Genomic DNA, 24284 nt, shown 5'->3' with positions numbered 1-24284 from the left:
TCTTCCTCCTAGTTTATTGGTAAATATATTTTCACTTCTGTGCCAACTTCTAATCCACTAAAAATTTCAACCCCATATTCATCGCCATAATATATTTTAATTCTATGATTAACATTATTTAATCCAATACTTTTACCTTTATAATTAATATTACTAATACTTGCCCTTAGGTTCTCCAATGTTTCTGGACTTATTCCAACGCCATTATCACGTATAGAAAAAATTAGTCGATTTTCATCTTTGCTTATTATAATTTTAATTTCACCTATACCTTGCTTATGTTCGAATCCATGAACAAAAGCATTTTCAACTACTGGTTGAAATAATAATGGAAGTACATAATAATCATCTATATTACATTCAATATTAATATCATAGGTTATCCTATCCCCAAACCTAAACTTCTGTATCTTTAAATAATTCTTAATCATAGTAATTTCTGATTCTAAAGAAACAAGATTATCATTTATTTCTAAGTTTCTTCTCATAATTTTTGCTAATATTTTTACAATCTCAGCAATTTCGTATTGTTCATTGCAATAAGCTTTCATCCTTATTGTTTCCAAAGTATTATATAAAAAGTGGGGATTTATTTGACTTGCTAACATTTTAAATTCAACATCTTTCTGTTTTGATGCAAGTTGCTCTTTTTGAATTTTTTCTACATACACTTGATTAATCAAAAGCTGAATACTGTCTATCATCTTATATAAATCATCATAAAGTTCAGCAATTTCATCATCACCTTCTAACGTCTTAATTATTTCGAAATCACCACTTACTACCTTATGCATCTCACCTTTAAATACTATAACCCTTTTACTAAAATTATTTGAAAATTTAAAGATTATAATTATAGAAATAGCCATACTTATGAAAATAATAGCAAATCCTGTAGCGCTTTTTAAGTCTGACTGTCTATATATTTTATTTAAAGGTATCATACTTACTACTTTAATGCTGTTTATTTCATTAGATGTAATATTTCTGCTTATGGCAACTATTTTTTCATTTCCATACTCAATATAACTAATTCCATTATCTTTGTAATTTATATTAGCTATTGATACGTCTTCAGTCCTTTTGTCGTTGGAAATAATCACCTCATCATTTAATATTATAAATGTATCAAAGGGTTCATCCTGTATTATATTTTTTAATGGTTGTTCTGTAACTTTTATCTGAAGCACACCAATTTCATTGCCATTATCATTCTTTATCACTCTATGCAATGCTAAATTATATTTATCCAGATATTCATCGTAAACGTACTGCCAAGTTATTTTTGCGCCATTTTTTATGGTTTTTTGATACCAAGGTTGTGCTGCTATTCGATCTGTTACCTTAACAATAGACCAATCAAGTACAGTCTCATTTTTTACATATAAAATTATATCATCAATAGACGCATAATAATTCATGTATTCGGTTATTGTCGTATATTGTTCATAATCCTCAAGTATCAAACTTCTATCTTTTTCATTATACTGAGTTGTTACTAAACTTTGCAATCTCTTGTCCACATATAATAATTCTGAAACATCAGAAGCTAGATCAGTAATTTCTTTAATTCTATCAACAATTCTGTCAGAATTTGCTTCTGCTTCTGATACAGCCCGTTCCCTTACTATATTTCTCGTACTTATTGTTAAGTATGTCCCAACTAGCAATAATGGTATCAAACCTGCAATCACATAAATTGCCATAAGCCTATTTCTTATTCTCATATTACTAATTACTTTTTTAAATATTTTTAGGCTTTTCATTATTAAATATCCTTTCTAAGATATTACGACTTATCACACTCAATACCGATAAATTTTACAAATATTTTCTTATTGCTATATTATCATAATTCACTCTTTTCTCAAACATTTTTTTAATTCTAGGCAGTAAAAAGTGGAACTCTATTGATAAAAATCAGTATAGAGAACCATCTTTTACAATTATAACTGTTCTACTAAAAGTTTTTTCTTAATATTTTATAGTCTTATATATACTAACATTATCTTTTAATCTAATATCTTGGGAAGATGCTGCTATTAACAACTCAAAATTTCCCTCTTCACATACCCATATTGCTTCTTCGTTGTTGTAATATGCAAAAGATTTTTTATCAAATTCTAATTCTACCGATTTTATTTCCTGTGGTTGTAAAAACACCTTAGCAAAAGCTTTTAGTTCCTTTTCAGGTCTTTCAAGTTGTGATTCTGTATCTCTTACATAACCTTGAATAACTTCGGCACCTGCAACAGTTCCAGTATTTTTAACCTTAAATGTTGCTATTACTTTAATATCATTATCTTTTTCTTCCTTAGAAACCTCCATGTCACTATATTCAAAGGTTGTATAAGATAATCCATGTCCAAAACAGAATAAAGGTTCGACTTTATAAGTATCAAAGTATCTATAGCCTACATATAATCCTTCTTTATAATGAACTGTTTGCTCTCCTGGGAATTCTCCAATTTTATGTGCTGGTGAATCCATTAAAGTTTTAGGAAATGTCACTGGAAGCTTCCCTGATGGATTGACATTGCCAAGTAAAACTTCTGCTAAGGCAGTTCCTCCTTCCATTCCTGCATAGGAACTATGAATAACTGCGGGTGCCATATCTAACCATTGACTCATTTCAACTGGTGTGCCACATATCATAACTACTACAGTATTTTTATTTACTTTAAGAAGTTCTTTAATTAAATCGTCTTGCCCATAAGGCAAAACTAAATCTGGCTTATCGAATCCTTCAGTATCAAAGTCATGATTTATACCTCCAACAAACACAACTGCATCAGCCCCCTTTGCAGCTATTACAGCTTCATCAAAGAGAATTTTATCGTTATCTTTTTCTTCTGAAGAATAACCCTTGAAATATTCTATTTTTGTATTTCCCCCAAATTTCATGCGTATACCAGAAAGAGGGGTCACTTCATATAATGCTTTAATTGCAGCACTATCTCCACCTGGCGAATGAATCCTATCACCATTTTCTCCTATTACTACTAATCTCTTTATCTTTTTTCTGTCCAACGGTAAGAGTTTTCCTTCATTCTTTAACAATGTTATAGATTCTCTTGCAATCTCTAAAACCCTCTGTTTATGTTCTAAAGTATTATATTCTCCGTCATACCGATTATCATCAAACATTTTTAGCTTAAACATAAGCTTAAGAATTCTTGAAATTTTATCATCAAGAGACTTTTCTTCTATCTTTCCTTCATTAACTTCTTTAATCAATGGATCAGCCATAAAATATTCAGTAAAATTAGTAGTAACATTCATTTCTATATCAAGCCCATTATAAACTGCTTCATAAGTATCATGAACTGCACCCCAGTCAGAAATTACAACACCTCCATAATTCCATTCACCTTTTAAGACCCTATTCAGCAGGTAATCACTATGAGATGCATGGATTCCCCTTAATTTGTTATATGCCCCCATCAATGTATAAGGATCTGCTTCATTAATTGCTGCATCAAAAGCTGGAAAATAAATTTCTCTTAATGCTCTATCATCTACATCTACATCAATTTTTAACCTGTTCGTTTCTTGATTGTTAACAGCAAAATGTTTAACACAGGCTGCAACATCATTTTCTTGGATACCTTTTATAATTGCTACCGCCATCCTAGCTGTTAAATATGGATCTTCACTTATATACTCATAATTTCTTCCACACACTGGACTTCTTAATATATTAACTCCTGGTGCTAAGATTACGTCTTTACCTCTACCTCTTGCTTCATTCCCTAATACTTGACCAGCTTTATAGGCAAGATTAATATTCCAAGTAGCAGCCAATGCTGTATTGCTTGGAAGATATGTGACAAAATCATCAGTATTATTGATAGCAATCCAGTTATCGTCATAAAAATCACGTCTAACTCCCATTGGTCCATCAGACATTATCAGTGGGGGAATCCCTAACCTTGGTACCCCTCCCGTTTTGAAAAGACCATTACCGTGGATCATTGCAACCTTTTCCTCAAGTGTCATCATTTCTATCAATTCTTTTATTTTATTTCCTATATCCATAAGCATGTACCTCTCTATTTTTTATGCTATCTAGATTATATAAAAAAGCAGAAGTCTTCATCCCTAGATAATCCTTTACTCTAATTTCTCAAGTGAAAGATTTTCACAGGTAGATTTCCTCCTGCTTTTTATATAAATAAAGTTCTCATATTTCTAATAAAATTTATTTTAATTTAATAACTAATTTTCCTACATTGCTTGATGGAAATATCTTTGTATCTGATCCTTCTATTACGAAAGACCCACCCTCAACAACTTCAACATTTTGAACTCCTACTAATACTAGAGACCATGGTTTACCAACCCCCTTAGCATCAATAGTTATTTCCCCTTTAGAAAGCATTGCCGAAACTTCAAGTGCAACTTCACTATTCATAGATCTAACTGTAGCACTTGCACCCTTTCCCTCTTCTAGTTCATAAACTTTTAAAGTTACATCTTGTGCAAAATCATAATCTGACTTTCTGTTTTCGCTACCAACAGCAATTATCGAGTTTGGACGAACCATAAGTGGAATACTCATATAATCATGAGTCTCTTTTCTCCATGATCCACCGTCAACTTTTTCACCAGTAAAGAAGTTAGTCCAAGTTCCTTTTGGAAGGTAGTAATTTGCTACACCTTGCTCGTTGAAAATTGGTGCAACTAGAATAGAATCACCAAACATATATTGACGATCTAAATATCCTATCGCTGGATCATCTTGGAATTCTAAAACCATACTTCTCATCGAAGGAATACCTGTCTTCGAAGTCTTATAAGCTTCATTAAAGATATATGGCATTAAACTAGCTTTAAGCTTTGTAAAATGTCTTACTACATCGACTGCTTCTTCTCCATATAACCATGGAACTCTATAAGAAGAACTTCCATGTAGACGGCTGTGAGAAGAAAGTAATCCAAATGCTGCCCAACGTTTGTAAACATCTTCTGTAGAAGTACTTTCAAATCCGCCGATATCATGACTCCAAAATCCAAAACCAGACATTGTTAAGGATAATCCGCCTCTTAAACTTTCAGCCATTGATTCGTAGTTTGCTGAACAATCTCCTCCCCAATGAACAGGGAATTGTTGTCCTCCCACTGTAGCTGATCTCGCAAATAATACAGCTTCATCTTTACCACGTTTCTTTTCAAGTACATCAAATACTACTTTGTTATATAGATAAGTATAGTAATTATGCATTTTTACAGGGTCTGAACCATCAAAGTAAGTTACTTCTGTTGGTATTCTTTCGCCGAAATCTGTTTTAAAGCAATCTACACCCATATCAAGTAAAGCTTCTAGCTTATCAGCAAACCATCTGCATGCTGCAGGATTTGTGAAATCTACTATAGCCATTCCTGGTTGCCACATATCCCATTGCCAAACGTCTCCATTCGGTCTCTTAATTAAGTATCCATTATCCATTCCTTCTTGAAACATGCTTGATTCTTGTGCTATGTATGGGTTAATCCATACACATATTCTTAAACCTTTTTCTTTTAACCGCTTAAGCATACCTTCTGGATCCGGGAATACTCTTGAATCCCATTCTAAATCCGTCCAATTGAAATCCTTCATCCAGAAACAGTCAAAATGAAATACATGTAATGGAAGATCTCTTTCTGCCATTCCATCTACGAAGCTTGTTACTGTTTCTTCATCATAATTTGTTGTAAATGATGTTGTTAGCCATAATCCAAAGCTCCATGCTGGTGGAAGAGCTGGCTTTCCAGTAAGTGTAGTGTATCTTTCTAACACTTCCTTCATTGATGGTCCATTTATTATGAAATAATCTAAACTTTCACCTGGAACTGCGAACTGAACCTTCGTAACCTTATCTGTTCCAACTTCAAAAGAAACTTTATCTGAACTATTTACAAATACGCCATATCCTTTGTTTGATATATAGAAAGGAATGCTCTTATATGATTGTTCTCCACTTGTACCACCATCTTCATTCCAAGTCTCTACTGTCTGACCATTTTTAACAAATGGTGTAAACCTTTCCCCTAATCCGTATATAAGTTCTCCGACAGAAAGATTTAATTGTTCCCTCATATATGTATCTTCAAGAGCTCCCTTGTCATAGGCGATACCTCTGAAGTTTTCCTTAACGTAAGATAGATCTCTCCATCCGCTATATGTTAATCTTTCTTCTTTATTGAGGAATTCCATCTTCCATTTTTTTTTATCTATTTTAACATTAAGATTCCCACTAGTTAATTTAATTGTTGTTTCATCTTCTACTATGTCAAACTTTGTATCTGTACAATTATTGATTTCAAATTTAGGTCCTCTATCTACTATTCCCATATAATGAAATGATTGTACCCTTATTACATCTGGAATAGGTGAGGAAATTTTTATAGTAATATTAGGTCCTTGCAATGTATCACCACGATGGTTTATTTTATGAGTCGGTGTATTTAATGTTATTACATTCCCCTTAACACTTGTGCTATATACTTCTTCTGGACTAAAGGATGCCACACCTTCCCTATTTAACCAAAATCCATTACTAAATTTCATAATCATACTCCTCTCGTAGCTTAATAATGATTATTTAAATTATAGTTTATAACCATGTAATCGTATACCATGATTTTTCTATATAAACTACTATAAAAATTAGAGTAGCTTATAACCATTATATTTTTTGTTTTACGTTAGAAATTTATGTTGTATTTTTTGAAATTACATAAAAAAAAGACAACTCCTGAAATATTGCAGAACTTGTCTTTTTTTATTATTTTCTATTCTAAATAAACATACATAATTCTTAAATCAAAGCCTAAATATTGATATGATTAAACTTGACCTTCATTCTCAACAGTATTGTTTATCTTAACATCATTCCTTGCCTCAAACCAATTAACTAGTCCTACGCAAGCATAAACTAGAGCACATGCTCCAACTACATCTAAGATTACATGTTGCTTTACAAAAAGAGTTGATAGTACTATAGAGACTGCCCATGTTACCATCATAGCTATTTGATATTTTTTTAATCTATTTGTTATTAAAATAAAATAAGTAAAAAGCACGGTTGTATACACATGTATACTAGGAAAACAGTTCATTGGCTTATCATGACTGTACATCTTTCTTACAAATTGTGATAAGATATCGTCTCCCACAACTGTAGGTCTCGGAACCGTAGTTTGAAAAACAATATAAGTTGCATAACAAATTATTAAACCAATTATTACGCTATACATGGACTTGTAATAATTTCGTCTATCTTTAAATAGAAGATATATTCCACAGCCTACCGTGAATAAATGCCAAGACATATACGGAATAATAAATTCCTTAATAAAGGGTATATTCGCATCTAATGCGGTAGAAATATTTCTTACCTCTCCCCAAGGTCTATTCACAACCTCGTAAATTAATCCTACTGCTGCATAAACAAAAAATATCCAACTATGCTTAAGTGCAGCCTTAAATTTCTCCATAGATACACCTCTTTCAAGTTCTCTAATGAATGACAAATCAAAGATGTGACCTCTAAATTCATTATAATAATATAGTTAAGTATATTATTATACTTAACTATATTATTATACCTTAGTATCTTAATATAAAAAAGCATATTAAAATACCATATATATCTCTTAGTAAAAAGGACATGCTTCTTATATAGTAAAACATATAAGAAGCTTCCTCTTTAAAAATAAAAATTATATATTATTATATGTGATAAATAATTATCCCATTACAACTTCAACTGAATGAACTCCACCTTCAAAGGTTGGCACTATGTTTCCTTCGATTGCTTTTCCATCAACAGTTATTGAAGCAACACCCTTGCAAACTTTGTTAGGGTTCTTAATTACGATATCATATTGAGCACCTTTGAATTTTCTTGATATGCTGTAACCTTCCCAATCTTTTGGTATACATGGATCTATTCTTAAACCTTGATAATCTGGTTTGATACCTAGTATCCATTGAGAAATGGTTATGAAGTTCCAAGCAGCTGTTCCAGTTAACCAAGAGTTCTTAGCTTCACCAAATCTAACAGCATCTTTACCCGCAACCATTTGTGAGTATACATATGGCTCTGTTTTGTGTATATCACTTATTTCTTCAAGGTATGCTGGTGCTATCTTTCTATAAACTTCAAATGCTCTATCTCCACGGCCTATTACAGTTTCAGCACATGCTATCCATGGGTTGTTGTGACAGAAGATACCAGCATTTTCTTTGTAACCTTCTGGGTAACTTGTTATTTCGCCCATTTCTAAATGATACTTTGTAAATGCAGGATTATTTAAAACTATACCATACTTAGTATCTAATCTTTCGATAACTGAGTTCATAGCTTTTTCTGCAAGACCATTTTCTACACCGATTCCACCCATAACGCAGAAGCCTTGAGACTCGATGAAGATTTTTCCTTCTTCATTTTCATTACTTCCGATTTTATTTCCGTAGAAGTCATAAGCTCTTAAGAACCATTCTCCATCATAACCGTGAGTTAATACAGCCTCAGTCATTTCATCTATATGTTTTTGAGCTCTTGCTGCTTCTTCTAAATCACCAATTTCTTTGCAAAGTGCAACGTATTCTTTACCTATGAATACAAACATCCCTGCAATAAGAACAGATTCAGCAACTCCACCTTCTTTGTTTTCAGTAGTTTGGAATGATTCTCCTGGAGTAGCTGAGAAACAATTTAAGTTTAAGCAGTCATTCCAGTCAGCTCTTCCTATTAAAGGTAAGCCATGAGGTCCACGATTATTTATAACATGGTCAAAGGATACTTTTAAGTGGCCCATTAATGTAGCTGTGTTGTTAAGATCATTATCAAATGGAACTATTTCATCTAATATTCCCATATCTCCTGATTCTTTTATATAAGCAGTTACACCAAGTATTAACCATAGTGGGTCATCATTAAAACCACTACCGATATCATTGTTACCTTTTTTAGTTAATGGTTGATATTGATGATAGCAACCACCATCTTCAAATTGAGTTGAAGCTATATCGATTATTCTTTCTCTAGCTCTTTCAGGAATTTGATGTACAAAGCCTAAAAGATCTTGGTTTGAATCTCTAAAGCCCATTCCTCTACCTATACCTGATTCAAAGTATGAAGCACTTCTTGACATGTTAAAAGTTATCATACATTGATATGGGTTCCAAATGTTAACCATTCTATTTAATTTTTCATCATCACTATTTAATGTGTAGTTTGATAATAAACCATCCCAATATTTCTTTAATTCAGCTAAAGCCTTTTCAACAGCAGCATCATCAGCTAAAGCTTCAATCATTTCTTTTGCCTTAGTTTTGTTGATTACGCCTTTACTTTCCCATTTTTCTTCATCCTTGTTTTCAACATATCCAAGAACAAATACATAAGATTTTTCTTCTCCAGCTTTTAACTCAACATTTATTCCATGAGATGCAACTGGTGCCCAACCGCTAGCTACAGAATTCTTAGATTCTCCTGCCATAACTACATCTGGAGCCTCAAAACCATTATATAATCCAATGAAAGAATCTCTATCTGTATCAAAACCAGCTATTTCTGTATTTACTGAATAGAAAGAATAATGATTTCTACGTTCTCTGTATTCAGTCTTGTGGTATATTACAGAACCTTGAATTTCAACTTCACCTGTACTAAAGTTTCTTTGGAAGTTTTCACCATCAGCACCAGCATCCCAAAGACAGAATTCGATGAAGGAGAATAATTTAACAGCTTTATCTGTATCAGAAGTATTTTTAACCTTTATTTGATGAACTTCTGCATTCATTCCTAATGGTACAAAAGATAATTGAGAAACTTTTACGCCATTTCTTTCTCCTGTAAACTTTGAATAGCCAAGTCCATGTCTGCATTCATAAGCTGAAAGTTCTTTTTTAACTGGCTTCCAAGTATGTGACCAAACATCTCCACCATCATTTACATAGAAGTATCTTCCGCCATTATCTATTGGCACATTGTTATATCTATATCTTGTAAGCCTTCTTAACTTTGCATCCTTATAAAAACAATATCCACCACTAGTATTAGAAATAATACCAAAGAACTCTTCACTTCCTAAGTAGTTTATCCATGGGTAAGGTGTCTTAGGAGTGTTAATTACATACTCACGGTTTGCATCATCAAAAAATCCAAATTTCATTATTGCATCTCCTTTTTTATGTTTATTTAAAATAAGTTTAGTATCTAAGAATATATCTAATAGCCATAAGGCTTTTAGTTTTAAATTTAAAGTTAACCTGTTATAAATTGAAAATAACTAATTCTAAGCTCTCCATTAAATCTATCACCAACATTAAAGGTAAAGTAAACATCATGGATTCCTGTTATATTTTTAATCTCACAAGAATTAATTATCCAATTCTGCAATCCTCCAGTAGAAGGCACTTCAAGAGTACCAATAACTTCACCTTCTAAGGAATCTATTCTAACTTCAATAATTGCTTTTGTAGTATCATTAGCAACCTGTGCCATAAATGTGCTGTAGCTTAAACTGAAATCAACATCCTTGTAACAAAGCCAAGAATTATTATCAATGTTTGAAACACATGTACCACCCTTAATACAGTTCTTTAATATGACCTTATTGTAGTCATCATAATTCTCTGCTCTTGTTTTTAAAGATAAGTCTCTAGAAGGTATTATTTCTCCATCTATGTAAACATTTCCTTCTAATTTTATATCTTTAGATGATGTTCCTATTTCAAACTTATATTCTCCAGCTTCTACACAGTACTTATTTCTTGTAACATCCCAAATAGCTAAGTCTTCTACTTTAACCTTAAAGTTAACAGTTTTCTTCTCCCCAGCTTTAATATTTATTCTCTCGAAACCCTTTAACTCTCTTATAGGCCTTACAATCCTAGATTTAATTGCACTCACATAAAGTTGAGCAACTTCATCACTGTCGATATTACCAGTATTTATTATATCGCAAGAAACCTCTATAGTATCATTATTTGTATAATTTTTACTTTTTATTAATAAATCTTTATATTCGAAGTTCGGATAAGTCAATCCATGTCCAAAAGGATATATTACTTCTTGATCGAAATACATATAAGTTCTTTTACCTTTGATAATATCGTAATCCGTAATATCTGGTAACTGCTCTATAGATTTATACCAAGTCATACTAAGCCTTCCTGCTGGAGCATAGTCACCAAAAATTGAATCTGCTATAGCTGTTCCCAATTCTTGTCCACCAGAAGCTGTAAACATGATAGCTGGTATATTTTCTTGTTCCCAATTTATCGCAAAAGGATATGTTCCAACAATAACAACAATAGTATTTTTATTAGTCTCATACACAGCCTTAATAAGCTCTTGTTGTGATGGTGGTAAGATAATGTCTTTTCTATCAACTTCCTCTTTACCATTTATCACAGGATTGTTTCCAACAACAACTATCGCAACATCAGCATCCTTTGCCGCACTTGTCGCTTCTTCTATTCCGCTAGAAATAAGACTTTTCTTAAATTTATACTTATCCACTTCAACTTTTGGTTTACCAGTGTTTATAAATAATTTTTCGTCTTCACCTACACCGATATTTTCCCAGTTCCAAGTTCTAAGATAATAGTTATTATCTGAATCTCTATCAAAATTAAATAATTCTTTTACGAACCAACCAAAAGCCTCTTCTTGGTCTGCTGCTAAAATTCCTTCTTTATCCCTCTTAGATGACATATATTTGTTGTTAGCCTTAGATCTTAGAGTATGGCTTCCCCATCCCCAATCAATATGCTTAAATAAAGCTTCATCACAAAGCTCTGTCTTATTTGCATAAAGGATGTTTTCATTATCTTGATATTGAGCAATTAATTTATTATTTAATAATGATGTTAACGTGACTATATCCGCCCCGTCTGAATATGTAACTTGAACTTCCTGAAGTTTCTTCTTTATTCCTTCTAGCGGTGTAACCTTGTATGGATGTATTCCAGAATACCAATCCATAAGTAACTCATCAGCTAAAGGTCCAATAACAGCTACCTTTTTTAGCTTTTCCTTATTTAAAGGTAATATGTTATTTTCATTTTTTAAAAGAACCATAGCTTCTCTAGCTGCTTTTAATGCTACCTTTGAATTTTCTTCACTACAAATAACTTCATCAGAAATATAATCATATGGATCGTACCCTTCTGGGTCGAGTTGTCCAAGTCGTATTCTTGTTCTGAAAATATTTCTAACTGCTTTATCTAAATCATCTTCTGTCATTAATCCACGTTCCATAGCATCTCTAGCTGCTGCTACTACCATATCAGGATTATCTGTAAATGAATCAAGTCCAGCCTTTATGGAACTTGCTATAGTTTCAGCATGACTAACAAAATACTTATGGTAGTCTACTACCTGACAAACAGCTCCACCATCAGAAACAGTAAAACTCTCAAGTCCCCACTGATCTTTCAATATTGTTTGAATTTCAGGATTAACCATTCCTGGGATTCCATTTATAGCATTATATGAAGTCATTATTGATTGAGCTCCACCCTCTACAATAGATGGCTTAAAAGCTTTTAAATAATATTCATATTTATTTCTAGGATCTATACTTGAAGAACAGGATATACGTTCTTTTTCGTAGTTATTAGCATAAAAATGTTTTAATGTTGGTACCATTTTTAAATAGAAAGGATCTTCTCCTCTTTCAGCCTTTGTAAGCGCTGCAGATAATTTTCCTGTAAGGTAAGGATCTTCACCATAGGCCTCTTCAGTTCTTCCCCACCTTGGGTCTCTTTCCATATCAACAGTTGGTGCCCAAATATTAAGGCCTGCAATCTTATCAGACTTCTTATAGTAAGCTCTAGCTTCATCTGATATAACTTTTCCAATTTCACTCATCAAATTAGGATTCCAAGTTGATGAAAGACCAATTGGTTGTGGAAAAACTGTCGTTGGACCAGTTAACTTTCCTTGTCTTCTTACAAGCCCATGAGCTCCCTCTCCTCCAACGTAATATGCTTGTATTCCAAGTCTTTCTATTGGAGCCTGATATCCAGGAAGAACATGTATTTTCTCTTCTAAAGTAAGTCTTGAAATAAGATCATCTAATCTTTCTTCTATGTTAATGTTTGGGTTTCTAAAAGGGTATAAAATTTTATTGTTTTCCATTCTTTCAGTAGTCATCACCCTGCACCTCATTAAATAAAACATCTTTCATTATTTTAATAATTCATGTAAAAATACTTATCATTTCAATTTTAGTGTTTATTTAAGTAAACGTATACCTAGATAATTTCACTTTATTCCCCATAAAAATTAGAGCCTAGCAAAATATAAAATACCTTGCTAGGCAAAATTTATCTTTATTTTTCTAAAATATATTCTAGTTCTTGAATCTTTATATTTGTATAAATAGACTACAACACAATTTACATTTCCCTTTTGTCCATATCTCTATTGTTATTTCATAAAGACAAAAGATTCAAGTTCAAATAAGTGTCTACCTTTGAACATATCAGTAAACCACCCACCAAAACTATCTTCAACAAGGAAATATAAAGCATGTCTTCCAGTTACATTCTTTACAATTGCGGTATAAACGCCATCATCAGCACCTATCTCACAAACGCCTATTTCTTCTCCATTTTCATAATCATCAAGTAAAATTTTTATTTTTGCTTTACAACCTGTACCTTTTACTACAGCACTAAATTTCATAGTTTCAGTTGAAAAGTCTTCGCCAAAATCAAAATACTTGTACCCTATAATACATCCACTTATGATTGCTGTAACAGGTCTTGACGCTAAATTTCTTTCTGTAATAAAGCAACCACCTTTTAGTACACAAGCAATTTCTGCTGGTGTCATTTTATATGGAGAAAGAGAATTTTCAAAACCAAGAGATGTCATCTCAACTTCTGGGATTGTTCCATCAGACAAAAGTTCTATCTTTTCAACGCAAGCACGTCTTGACATAACTGTACCATTTGTCATACGGTGGTAGAAAATATACCACTGATTGTTTATATTACAAATTGAACCATGATTGTTGCCACCTGGATAGTTAACCCCATTGTCAACAATAACTCCCCTATATTCAAATGGTCCTGTTGGTGATTTTGACGTAGCGTAAACTAGTCTACTTCCTACTCTTGGAGAGTATATCAAATAGTACGTATCCTCTATTTTCCTTGGTGAGCAAGCTTCAAAAAATCTAAATGGCTCTTCTATTGGAATGATGTCCTTCTGATATGTTCCATCAATGATTTCATACATATTATCAGGGTTAATTTCTGCAACAAAAGAACTTTCATAACCACAATAAACATATACTCTTCCATCATCATCAACAAGTACCCCTGGATCGATGAACCAACCGCCATTAAAAGAATCGTTACCCTCACCCTCTACAACTTCATATTTATACTTTGAAAGAAGTTCAAAAGGTCCTTCTGGCCTATCACTTACAGCAACACAACCCTTGGCTCCCATTATATATGCGTAAAGGTAGTACTTACCGTCTTTTTGAACGACATCAGGTGCATATAAATCACCATCCGTCCATGGAGTATCTGATTTATGGTCACGGTCATCTCTTGTATGAAAGATGTGTCCATGACAAGTCCAATTATTCAAGTCATCTAGTGGTGCTGACCATACTTTAAGTTTAAAGTCACAAAATTTATCTGAACCTGCATTATCGTGGGAACCATAAACATATATACGTTCACCGAAAACCCTAGGTTCCCCATCAGGAATATACTCCCATAATGGAAGATATGGATTTGGCATATAAAAACCTCCTTAGAAATTATCATTTATGCTATACTGTCGTATATTAGCATATTTAAATCTCTAAATTCTATGACTATTAGACCATCTTATAGCACAAAACAGACAACTTAAGGAGGATATATATGGCCGAAATGAAACTTAGTTATTTTACAAATGATGAAGGTTTTCCATTTTTTATTCAGTATGGCTACCATAGTAATAACCTTTCTATTCATACACATACCGATTTTTCTGAACTTGTCATTGTAATGAACGGTACCGCTACTCACATTGTTGATAATGAAAAATTCAATATTAAAAAAGGAGATGTTTTTGTTATTAACAGCAACACCTGTCATGGATATGAAAACGCTAAGGATTTTCGTATTTGCAATATAATGTATCGTTCTGAAAATTTACTTTTGGCTGATTACGATATTAAAAAAAATGCGGGTTTCCATGCGCTATTTGTAATAGAACCCTATTTCACAAAAGAACATAGCTTCAAAAGCAATTTGACATTGAAGCCGTTAGATTTTGAAAAAATTCATATTTTATTAGATAGTTTGCTTTCTGAATATATGACTAAAACTGATGGGTGGAAAACATCCACAAAAGCACTCTTTATGCTTTTAGTTGTAACCCTTGCTCGACTATATGATTTTGGAAATAGCTCCGAAAAGGTAGATGTAATCAACATAGCCAAGTCTATTTCATATATTGAAAATCATTATACAGAAGATATCTCCATAGACTTACTCGCAAAGATTTCTCACTACTCCCCAAGACACTTCGCAAGAATTTTTAGTGAAACCTATAGTACTACACCCCTAAACTACATTATTTCACTAAGAATACGTCGTGCTTGTAGCCTACTTAAGGAAACTACACTTCCTATATCAACTATAGCTATTCAATGTGGCTTCAGTGATAGTAATTACTTCAGCCGTATTTTTAAGAAAAACTTATACCTTACCCCAAAGCAATACCGAACATCTTAATATCTTTATTAAAGCTATTGTTTATAATAAAAAAAGTGGTGGAATTTTATATTCCGCCACTAACTAAAGGGATCTATGAAAAAAAAGATTGTTTACTATAGTTTTATTTTAATGTACTTATGTGTCAATTTTGTGTCATCTTCTCATACTTATAATAAAAATTTTACACGCTTGCATTTTCTATTACAATCCCAGCAATATTTACGGAGTGATCTCCAATCCTTTCAAAATTGCTTAAAAGATCCATAAATACTACCCCTGCATAAGCAGTACATCTATCATTATTTAATCTTCTTATATGATTTTTACTGTATATTCTAAAACTTTCATCTATACGCACTTCTAAATCATTAACACTTTCTGCTTTTCTAAAATCCCCAATTGCATAACTTTCAATAGCTACCTTTAATGCTGTCAAGGTGTAATTATAAATGTTTTTCAATTCTCCTAGAGATTCTTCACTATACTGAATGTTTTTTAATATCCTCTTAGATGCAAGTTCAACAATATTTTCTGCATGATCACCAATTCGTTCAATATCATTTACTATATGAAAAGTAGATGATACAATGGCACTTTCTTTATCAGACAAGTCACATTTCGAAAGTAGGACTAAAAATCTTGTGATTTCTTCTTCTAAATTATTTATAATTTTTTCATTTTCATAGACTGATTTAACAAGTTTTTCATCCTTATTAATAAATGCCTCCATTGCTATTTCAAGATTCATTCTCGCTGTATTTGCCATTCTTATTGTTTCCTTTATAACTTGCCCTGCTGCTATTACTGGTGTCTCTAGAAGTCTATCATCTATAAACTTTGGTCCTATTATTTTTAGTTCATCTTCACCAGGTATTAATTTTTCTACTATCATAATCAAATATTTTGTTAGTGGTAATAATATTACGGTATTTACTATGTTAAATATTAAATGTGCATTAGCAATCTGCCTTCCTACATTATCTGGATTAATATTAACAACAATTTTTGCCAAGGTTCCCATTAGTGGTATAAAAATTATTGTTCCCATAACATTATAAATTAAATGAATAAATGCTGCTTTTCGTGCCTTCTTACTTGTTCCTATACTTGAAATTAATGTAGTTACACAAGTTCCTATATTACATCCAAATAAAATTGGTATTGCAATGTTAATAGAAATTTGATCAGTTCCTGCCAATGCTATTAATATCCCTGTTGTTGCAGCTGAACTTTGAACTACGGCTGTAAGACAAAAGCCTATAAAAATCCCGATAATCCACTTATCACCTACCGCCAGAATAATATTATTAAATTCAGAAGTATGAGCAATAGGTCTTAATGCATTAGTCATAAGCCCCATCCCCATAAACAACATACCAAAACCTAGAACTACATGCTCTATCCCTCTTCTTTTTCTTCCTTTCGTAAATAAGACAGCAATAGCACCGATTCCTACTAATATAGGAGCTATATATTCTAACCTAAAGGTAAATAATTGTGTTGTAATGGTTGTCCCAATATTAGCCCCCATTATAATCCATGTTGCCTGCATAAGGCTTATTAGCCCTACATTTACGAAACCAACTACCATAATTATTGTGGCACTACTACTCTGTATTATTGCTGTTATTATAGCCCCTACTCCAACAGCAATAATCGGTCTTTTGGTTACTTTCTCTAAAATATCTTTTAATCTATCACCAGCTGAATTTTCTAAACCATCTCCCATAAGCCTCATTCCATAAAGAAATAGACCTACCCCTCCAATTAACTGAATAATTAATTTTTCTATATCCACTATTTTTTCCTCCTAATAATGGTATGCAAAATATCCTCAATCATTATTGTACAATACTTTAACACTATTTTGACAAATTTCTTAATAGAAATCTACTTTATTCTCAACATACTACTCTTCTAATCTATTATTAAAACCTGTTATAGAAAATGAATTCAATATTGATTTGTATAAATTTTCATTTTATTTTAATGTATCCGCTTATTTTTTCTATATAATTAAAATTCCAATTAAATTTACATCTTTTTTTGCATCTTTTTCATATAGTTCTGGTTACTTTTTTCGATTATCTTTATTAGTGATTATTATAAAGTAATAAATTATTTCACTTAACTCATTATATTAAGTAATGATTACAATTAATCAGACAGATTTGCCACTTACATTTTTGTTGATTAGTTATTTCTTAATACTTTTTAATTCTAATTAGGTAAATAGTTTAATTACTATTAATCAATCATATAAAAATTTTTATTTAACAAAAGAAAGGATGAGTAATATGAATACTGAAACATCTATAAGCTACAATATAAAAACCGTACACCTAGTAAACATAACAGTAATAGTAATATTGTCTTTGTTACTTTTTGGTCTAGCATACGTAGGACTTGGACTTTCATACGCACTGTTTGTTCTTGCTCAAAATTCAGTTATTTGGGCAATAGTCGCAGCAATTTATTTTTCTAAAATTAACGATAATATTAAGGCTATGATTTTTTCTTTAATCCCTCTACTTACTGGAGCTGCAGCATTTTTAAAAGCTACGAGTACCCCACTAGGGAACCACTATTTTATCTTTTTATCAATAGCTATGATAGCCTTATATTTTAACAACAAATTAATAGCAATTCATCAAGTACTTACTAACTTAACGTATATTCTATTATATATAATCAGCGGACCTAGATTATTAATTGATCCTAATGGTACTATTTGGTCATTTATCTATATACTTGTTTGTGCTAATGGAGTTCTAGCTTTATTATATTTTCTTACAAAGTGGGGAAAAGCATTAGTTACTGAAGCTGTAAGAAAAGAAAAGGTTGCAGGAGAACTTTCTTTAAAACTAAATGCATCATTAGAAGAAATTAAGAAAGGGTCAACACTTTTGAATAATACTATTATCGATTTTGATAAAAATATATCTTCCTCTAAAGAAGCTATTTCAAACATGAATATAGCTATGCAAGAAATGGCTAGTGGAGTCAGTGAACAAGCTGAAAATTTAAGTAGCATCAATGAAAAAATGAATATAGCTACAGAAAATGTATTAAAAACTGAAAAAATATCAAGCAATGTAAGTACTGAATCTTCTAAAATGTCAGAACAAGTAATAGAAGGTTCTTCTAAGATTAAAGAAATGAATACTCAGATGGATATAATATATCAGGCAGTAAATACATCTTTTAATACAGTTTCTGATCTTGAAACTAGAATAATAGAAATAAACCAATACCTTAACAGTATAAATGAAATTGCTGAACAAACTAATCTTTTAGCATTAAACGCAGCAATCGAATCAGCAAGAGCTGGCGAACATGGCAAAGGCTTTGCTGTCGTTGCTGAAGAAGTTCGAAAATTAGCTGAGCAAAGTTCAACAACAGTAAAAGATATAAATACAATAATAAATACCATAAATGAACAGACAAAACTAGTAGTAGATAAGGTTAAACTCGGAGATACTGCTGTTGAATCTGGTAAAAAATTAATTGCAGAGGTAAATGATAACTTTACAGTAATAGCAGATAACTTCATCAAAACTAATCGACTTCTAGACGAAGGTGCCAAAGTAAGTAGCGAAACTTCAAAAGAGTTTATGGCTATGCTAGAAAAAGTCAATTCTATAGCGGCTATTTCTGAGCAACAAGCTGCTACCATAGAAGAATTATCAGCTACAGCAGAAAATACTAATGCAGATATTATCATGATTAGTGATTCTGTAAATGAAATTAAGAATTTAAGTAACTCCTTAGACATGATGTCAATAAAATAAACTAATTAAATATACGGGGAATGCTTAGAAAAACTTCTATCAGCATTCCTCTATATATTTTATAGACAAAATATCATAATATTAATGAACATTTTTGAAGTAATTATGGACTTTTTTACATGTTTTTCATATAGTAATGATCTTTTATTTCGACTATTACTTATAATAGCATTTTTAAGTTGTTACTTAATAATAACCTCAACCAAGATTTAAATTCTTCACAAATCTAAAAGTTCATAATTAGTTATATATTTTTATATCTTAATCTATTACGAATACTATTTAACAAAAGAAAGGACAAATAATATGAAACATGAAATATCAACAGGACACAGTATAAAAAAAGCTCATTTGGTAAATATCTCAATAATAATAGTGTTATCCTTATTGCTTCTTACTATATCTATAGTAGGGGTTGGAATAACCTTTGCAATACCTGTCCTCTTGCAAGTTATTGCTGCTTGGATAGTTGTAGCAACTGTTTATTTTCTTAAAATTAATGATAATATCAAAGCTGTTATTTTTAGTGTATTGCCCTTAATAATTTCAGCTTTGCAATTTATGAAAGGTGCTAGTAACCCTATCGGTAATCATTATCTAATAGCTTTATCTATTGCTATGATAGCTTTATATTTCAATAATAAATTAATTGTTATTCATCAAATTGTAACAAATGTGTTGTTTCTTTATTTATATATCGCTCATAGACCTAAACTTTTGCCTCATTCCTCTGGTGATATATGGGTTCTTTTATATCTAATAATTTGTATTAATAGTATTTTGGTATTACTCTATTTCCTCACAAAGTGGGGGAAAGGAACAGTAAATGAAGCTATAAATAAAGAAAAGATTTCCGAAGAACTTTCTGGAAAATTAAATACCTCACTAGAAGAAATAAAGAATGGCTCAAATTTATTAAACAAAACTGTTATAGATTTTGACAGAAATATCGCTTCATCTAAAGAAGCTATCTCAACTATGAACACTGCTATGCATGAAATGGCTAATGGCATAAATGAACAAGCTGAAAATTTGAATAGTGTAAACGAAGAGATGAATATTGCTGCAGAGAACGTATTGAAAACTGAAAAAATATCAGCAAGCGTAAATTTAGAATCAGCTAAAATGACTGAACAGGTTACTGAAGGTTCTTCTAAGATTAAAGAAATGAATACGCAAATGGATATAATCTATCAGGCAGTAAATACATCTTTTAATACAGTTTCTGATCTTGAAACTAGAATAATAGAAATAAACCAATACCTTAACAGTATAAATGAAATTGCTGAACAAACTAATCTTTTAGCATTAAACGCAGCAATCGAATCAGCAAGAGCTGGCGAACATGGCAAAGGCTTTGCTGTCGTTGCTGAGGAAGTTCGAAAGTTAGCTGAGCAAAGTTCAACAACAGTAAAAGATATAAATACAATAATAAATACAATAAATGAACAGACAAAATTAGTTGTTGATAAAGTTAAACTTGGTGATAATGCTGTTGCATCTGGTAAAAAATTAATTTCAGAGGTAAGTAAAAATTTCTCAGTTATAGAGAAGAGATTCATTAATTCTAATAAACTTCTCGAAGAAGGAGCTAATATAAGCAGTGAAACTTCTAAAGTATTCATGAAAACTCTAGAAAAAATTAATTCTATAGCTATTATTTCTGAAGAACAAGCTGCCACAGTAGAACAATTATCGGCTACTACAGAAAACACCAATGGAGATATCATTAAGATTATTAACTCTGTAAATGAAATCAAAACTCTAAGCGAATCCTTAGAAAAAATGACAAGTTAATATTACATCAATTAATCCCCTAAAAAATGCTGATATCAATAATCGATCAGCATTTTCACTTTTTCATATTTCTATGCTAACAATATCATAATACTTCTAACACAAACATATCCTAATCTTCACTCTAATTATAGAAACTTTAAAGCTTACATATATGCATAAGTTACTTAAAGACAGGGAAATCCTATATAAATAATAGAAAAAATATTAATACCATTAATATTTTAAATAAAATTTCTTAATTAAAATTCTTACTTATAACCTTAAAATAATAAGTTTATAAAACTTATGTTCCACAATAACTTAATAATGAAAATGACAAATCACAAAAGAAAGGATGAGTAACATGAAAAATGAAACACAAAAAGGACATAATGTTAAAAAAGCACACTTAGTAAACATCTCAGTAATAGTATTTTTATCAATATTACTTATGATGATTTCTATAGTAGGGGTTGGTTTATCATTTGCTACTCCTATTATTATAGAAACTATTTCCGTTTGGATAATTATTGGAGTAATTTATCACATTAAAATTAAAGATAACATAAAAGCTCTTATTTTTAGTATCATACCCTTGATAATTTCAACCTTACAATTTATAGTTGGGAAAAGTAATCCCATAGGTAATCACTATTTAATAGCGCTTTCTATAGCTATGATAGCTTTATACTTCAATGATAAACTGATTTTGATTCATCAAGTTATTACGAATGTCTTATTTATTTATCTATTCATTGGATATAGATCCAACCTCTTACCTATATCTTCCGGAAACATATGGGTTTTTTGGTATCTGATACTTTGTCTTAATAGCATCTTGACTATACTATATTTCCTTACAAAGTGGGGAAAAGAAACAGTAAATGAAGCTATAAAAAAAGAAAAAATTTCTCAAGACCTTTCCGCAAAGTTAAATGCATCATTAAAAGAAATAAAAAGTGGAACAAATCTTTTAAACAAAACTGTTGTAGATTTTGAGAGAAGTATCTCTTCCTCTAGAGAATCTATCTCAAATATGAATACTGCTATGCATGAAATGGCTAGTGGAATAAATGAACAAGCTGAGGATTTAAATAGTATAAATGAAGAGATGAATCTTGCTGCAGACAACTTATTAAAAAATGAAAAAATCTCTACTACAGTAAATGTTGAAGTATCTAAAACTACAGAGCAAGTAACAGAAGGATCATCTAAAGTTAAAGAAATGAATGCTCAAATGGATATAATATATCAAGCAGTAAACACATCTTTTAATACAGTTAGCGATTTAGAAACTAAAATCCTTGAGATAAACCAATATCTTGACAGTATAAATCAAATTGCAGAACAAACTAATCTTTTAGCATTAAATGCTGCTATAGAAGCAGCAAGAGCTGGCGAAAACGGCAAAGGTTTTGCTGTTGTTGCTGAGGAAGTTAGGAAACTAGCTGAGCAAAGCTCAACGACAGTAAAAGATATAAACTTAATAATAAATACTATCAATGAACAAACCAAACTAGTTGTTGATAAAGTTAAACTTGGAGATACCGCTGTTGAAACTGGTAAGAAATTAATTTCTGAGGTAAGTGAAAATTTTTCAGTTATAGAAAAAAAATTTGTTACGGCCAATAGACTTTTTGGAGAAGGTGCTAATGTAAGTAGTGAAACTTCTAAAAATTTCATGTCTACATTACAAAAAATAAATTCTATAGCTACTATTTCTGAGCAACATGCAGCTACTGTACAAGAGCTGTCAGCTACTGCTGAAAGTACTAATTCAGATATAATTAAAATTAATGCTTCCGTAAATGAAATCAAGACTCTTAGCGAATCTTTAGAAAAGATGACAAATTAGATCAACCTAATTAAAACCATAAAAATACTGTTGAATTATTATAAACAGTATTTTTATGGTTCTTCATTTTTGCATCAATCATATTTAAGATTCCTACTATTAATGAATCTTACTAAAATGTAGATTTTTTTTCGTCTATTTTATTTTCAATAGATTCAAATAATGATTTCTGATTAAACATAATACCATAAATCATTACAGCTGGTATGAAAAATAAAACAATGTTACTATATTGAAAAATTAATATAGTTGCAACTATTACTATAACACTATTTATCGCTGTATTTTTCACCTTGGAAATAGTATAGAAAAACGATATTTTTATCAAGTCTCTACTTTTGTAGAAGAATCTAGACATAAGCGAAAACATATATATATACATATTAACCAGTAAAAAGATGATGATAAATACAGCTGGTATTAGAAATCTACCATAAGATGTAGAGATAAATATCTTATAATCAATGACTAGTATCCCTATGACTAATAATTGTATAGCCCATAAGGAGATTGATTGTTTAAAATTAAGCTTATAGCTTCTTATATATTCAGAAAAAATTTTAACATCTTGTTCTCGAACAAGCTTACCCATGGTACCCATAAGTGCAGTAATTGATGGCCCTAACGATATGGCTGATAAAAGTAATATAAGTGCAGAAATTATATCTATTTGATATCCTAATGCTGCGGTGGTTAAAACGAAAAACATACACGCTATAAAAAGTATGTTACTAATTATAAACAGTCCACTACCTGCTAAAAACCAATATACATAGTTCATTATTGTAGTAAAAATGTTATCACCAAACTGCTTTTGCTCTTCCCTAGATGCTTTGCTCCTCATCTTTGTCCTCCTATTATCACTTTAATAATCATATAGAAAATATTTTTTAACCATTGTATTAATCATTAGTTTTCTTCTTATAATATGTATTTATTAATTTTAATATATACTCCAATAAATCGACTACATTCCTTATAACTAAGATATTTAAATTTATATAGTCTCATTGTTGGAGCCTATAAAACTCAAAATAAGTTTGTTACTTCATTATTCAACATTTATAAATCTAAGTCAATAGACTTCAAAAAATCTACAGAGAATTTGTCCACTTTTGTAATAAGTCAC

General features: G+C 31.1%; 13 protein-coding genes. 4 read left to right on the top strand and 9 right to left on the bottom strand.

The features are described 5' to 3' along the window. Positions 1-8 precede the first annotated feature (8 nt). From CLOCEL_RS00225 to CLOCEL_RS00195, 7 genes are all read right to left on the bottom strand, one after another. Positions 9-1766 carry a sensor histidine kinase gene (locus CLOCEL_RS00225; RefSeq protein WP_010073065.1) on the bottom strand — a complete coding sequence of 586 codons (1758 nt, stop codon included), beginning with the start codon at positions 1764-1766 and terminating at the stop codon, positions 9-11. Between the two features lie 208 nt (positions 1767-1974). After that, entirely contained in the window at positions 1975-4038 is a 2064-nt protein-coding gene (locus CLOCEL_RS00220) for a beta-glucosidase family protein (RefSeq protein WP_010073066.1), read from the bottom strand. A 163-nt stretch (positions 4039-4201) separates the two neighbouring features. Further along, entirely contained in the window at positions 4202-6553 is a 2352-nt protein-coding gene (yicI, locus tag CLOCEL_RS00215; RefSeq protein ID WP_010073067.1) for an alpha-xylosidase, read from the bottom strand. A gap of 278 nt (positions 6554-6831) precedes the next feature. Continuing rightward, the gene (locus tag CLOCEL_RS00210) at positions 6832-7482 is read right to left on the bottom strand and encodes a phosphatase PAP2 family protein (RefSeq protein WP_010073068.1); all 651 of its coding nucleotides are present in this window, start codon (positions 7480-7482) and stop codon (positions 6832-6834) included. A gap of 252 nt (positions 7483-7734) precedes the next feature. Continuing rightward, positions 7735-10167 carry a glycoside hydrolase family 94 protein gene (locus tag CLOCEL_RS00205; RefSeq protein WP_010073069.1) on the bottom strand — a complete coding sequence of 811 codons (2433 nt, stop codon included), beginning with the start codon at positions 10165-10167 and terminating at the stop codon, positions 7735-7737. Positions 10168-10259: 92 nt separating this feature from the next. Further along, positions 10260-13157: a glycoside hydrolase family 3 protein gene (locus tag CLOCEL_RS00200; protein WP_010073070.1), complete on the bottom strand. Its 2898-nt coding sequence runs from the start codon at positions 13155-13157 to the stop codon at positions 10260-10262. A 276-nt stretch (positions 13158-13433) separates the two neighbouring features. Further along, positions 13434-14765 carry a family 43 glycosylhydrolase gene (locus tag CLOCEL_RS00195; protein WP_010073071.1) on the bottom strand — a complete coding sequence of 444 codons (1332 nt, stop codon included), beginning with the start codon at positions 14763-14765 and terminating at the stop codon, positions 13434-13436. 125 nt (positions 14766-14890) lie between these two features. On the opposite strand from CLOCEL_RS00195, the gene CLOCEL_RS00190 reads away from it, so the two are divergent. Then, the gene (locus CLOCEL_RS00190) at positions 14891-15748 is read left to right on the top strand and encodes an AraC family transcriptional regulator (RefSeq protein ID WP_010073072.1); all 858 of its coding nucleotides are present in this window, start codon (positions 14891-14893) and stop codon (positions 15746-15748) included. Between the two features lie 163 nt (positions 15749-15911). Here the strand turns inward: CLOCEL_RS00190 and CLOCEL_RS00185 are convergent, their stop codons facing one another. Then, positions 15912-17528: a Na/Pi cotransporter family protein gene (locus CLOCEL_RS00185; protein WP_010073073.1), complete on the bottom strand. Its 1617-nt coding sequence runs from the start codon at positions 17526-17528 to the stop codon at positions 15912-15914. Between the two features lie 499 nt (positions 17529-18027). On the opposite strand from CLOCEL_RS00185, the gene CLOCEL_RS00180 reads away from it, so the two are divergent. The 3 genes from CLOCEL_RS00180 (at position 18028) to CLOCEL_RS00170 (ending at position 23155) form a co-directional block, all read left to right on the top strand. Further along, on the top strand, positions 18028-19521 hold the full coding sequence (locus CLOCEL_RS00180) for a methyl-accepting chemotaxis protein (protein ID WP_010073074.1): 1494 nt from the start codon (positions 18028-18030) through the stop codon (positions 19519-19521). Between the two features lie 306 nt (positions 19522-19827). Beyond that, positions 19828-21318: a methyl-accepting chemotaxis protein gene (locus tag CLOCEL_RS00175; RefSeq protein ID WP_010073075.1), complete on the top strand. Its 1491-nt coding sequence runs from the start codon at positions 19828-19830 to the stop codon at positions 21316-21318. Positions 21319-21664: 346 nt separating this feature from the next. After that, entirely contained in the window at positions 21665-23155 is a 1491-nt protein-coding gene (locus CLOCEL_RS00170) for a methyl-accepting chemotaxis protein (RefSeq protein ID WP_010073076.1), read from the top strand. A 112-nt stretch (positions 23156-23267) separates the two neighbouring features. Here the strand turns inward: CLOCEL_RS00170 and CLOCEL_RS00165 are convergent, their stop codons facing one another. After that, a complete protein-coding gene (locus CLOCEL_RS00165) occupies positions 23268-23999 on the bottom strand; it encodes a YesL family protein (protein ID WP_010073077.1) in 732 nt (243 codons plus the stop codon). Positions 24000-24284 lie beyond the last annotated feature (285 nt).

It is taken from the genome of Clostridium cellulovorans 743B (assembly GCF_000145275.1).
Classification (GTDB): domain Bacteria; phylum Bacillota; class Clostridia; order Clostridiales; family Clostridiaceae; genus Clostridium_K; species Clostridium_K cellulovorans.
The sequence above is the reverse complement of the archived record's forward strand: the minus strand, read 5'-3'. Positions and strand labels throughout refer to the sequence as shown.

Bases quoted from the DNA above. Each gene is read 5' to 3' on its own strand.
- yicI (WP_010073067.1), bottom strand. From the start codon at position 6,553: ATGAAATTTAGTAATGGATTTTGGTTAAATAGGGAAGGTGTGGCATCC.
- CLOCEL_RS00175 (WP_010073075.1), top strand. From the start codon at position 19,828: ATGAAACATGAAATATCAACAGGACACAGTATAAAAAAAGCTCATTTG.
- CLOCEL_RS00180 (WP_010073074.1), top strand. From the start codon at position 18,028: ATGAATACTGAAACATCTATAAGCTACAATATAAAAACCGTACACCTA.
- CLOCEL_RS00205 (WP_010073069.1), bottom strand. From the start codon at position 10,167: ATGAAATTTGGATTTTTTGATGATGCAAACCGTGAGTATGTAATTAAC.
- CLOCEL_RS00200 (WP_010073070.1), bottom strand. From the start codon at position 13,157: ATGACTACTGAAAGAATGGAAAACAATAAAATTTTATACCCTTTTAGA.
- CLOCEL_RS00210 (WP_010073068.1), bottom strand. From the start codon at position 7,482: ATGGAGAAATTTAAGGCTGCACTTAAGCATAGTTGGATATTTTTTGTT.
- CLOCEL_RS00190 (WP_010073072.1), top strand. From the start codon at position 14,891: ATGGCCGAAATGAAACTTAGTTATTTTACAAATGATGAAGGTTTTCCA.
- CLOCEL_RS00225 (WP_010073065.1), bottom strand. From the start codon at position 1,766: ATGAAAAGCCTAAAAATATTTAAAAAAGTAATTAGTAATATGAGAATA.
- CLOCEL_RS00220 (WP_010073066.1), bottom strand. From the start codon at position 4,038: ATGGATATAGGAAATAAAATAAAAGAATTGATAGAAATGATGACACTT.
- CLOCEL_RS00170 (WP_010073076.1), top strand. From the start codon at position 21,665: ATGAAAAATGAAACACAAAAAGGACATAATGTTAAAAAAGCACACTTA.
- CLOCEL_RS00195 (WP_010073071.1), bottom strand. From the start codon at position 14,765: ATGCCAAATCCATATCTTCCATTATGGGAGTATATTCCTGATGGGGAA.
- CLOCEL_RS00165 (WP_010073077.1), bottom strand. From the start codon at position 23,999: ATGAGGAGCAAAGCATCTAGGGAAGAGCAAAAGCAGTTTGGTGATAAC.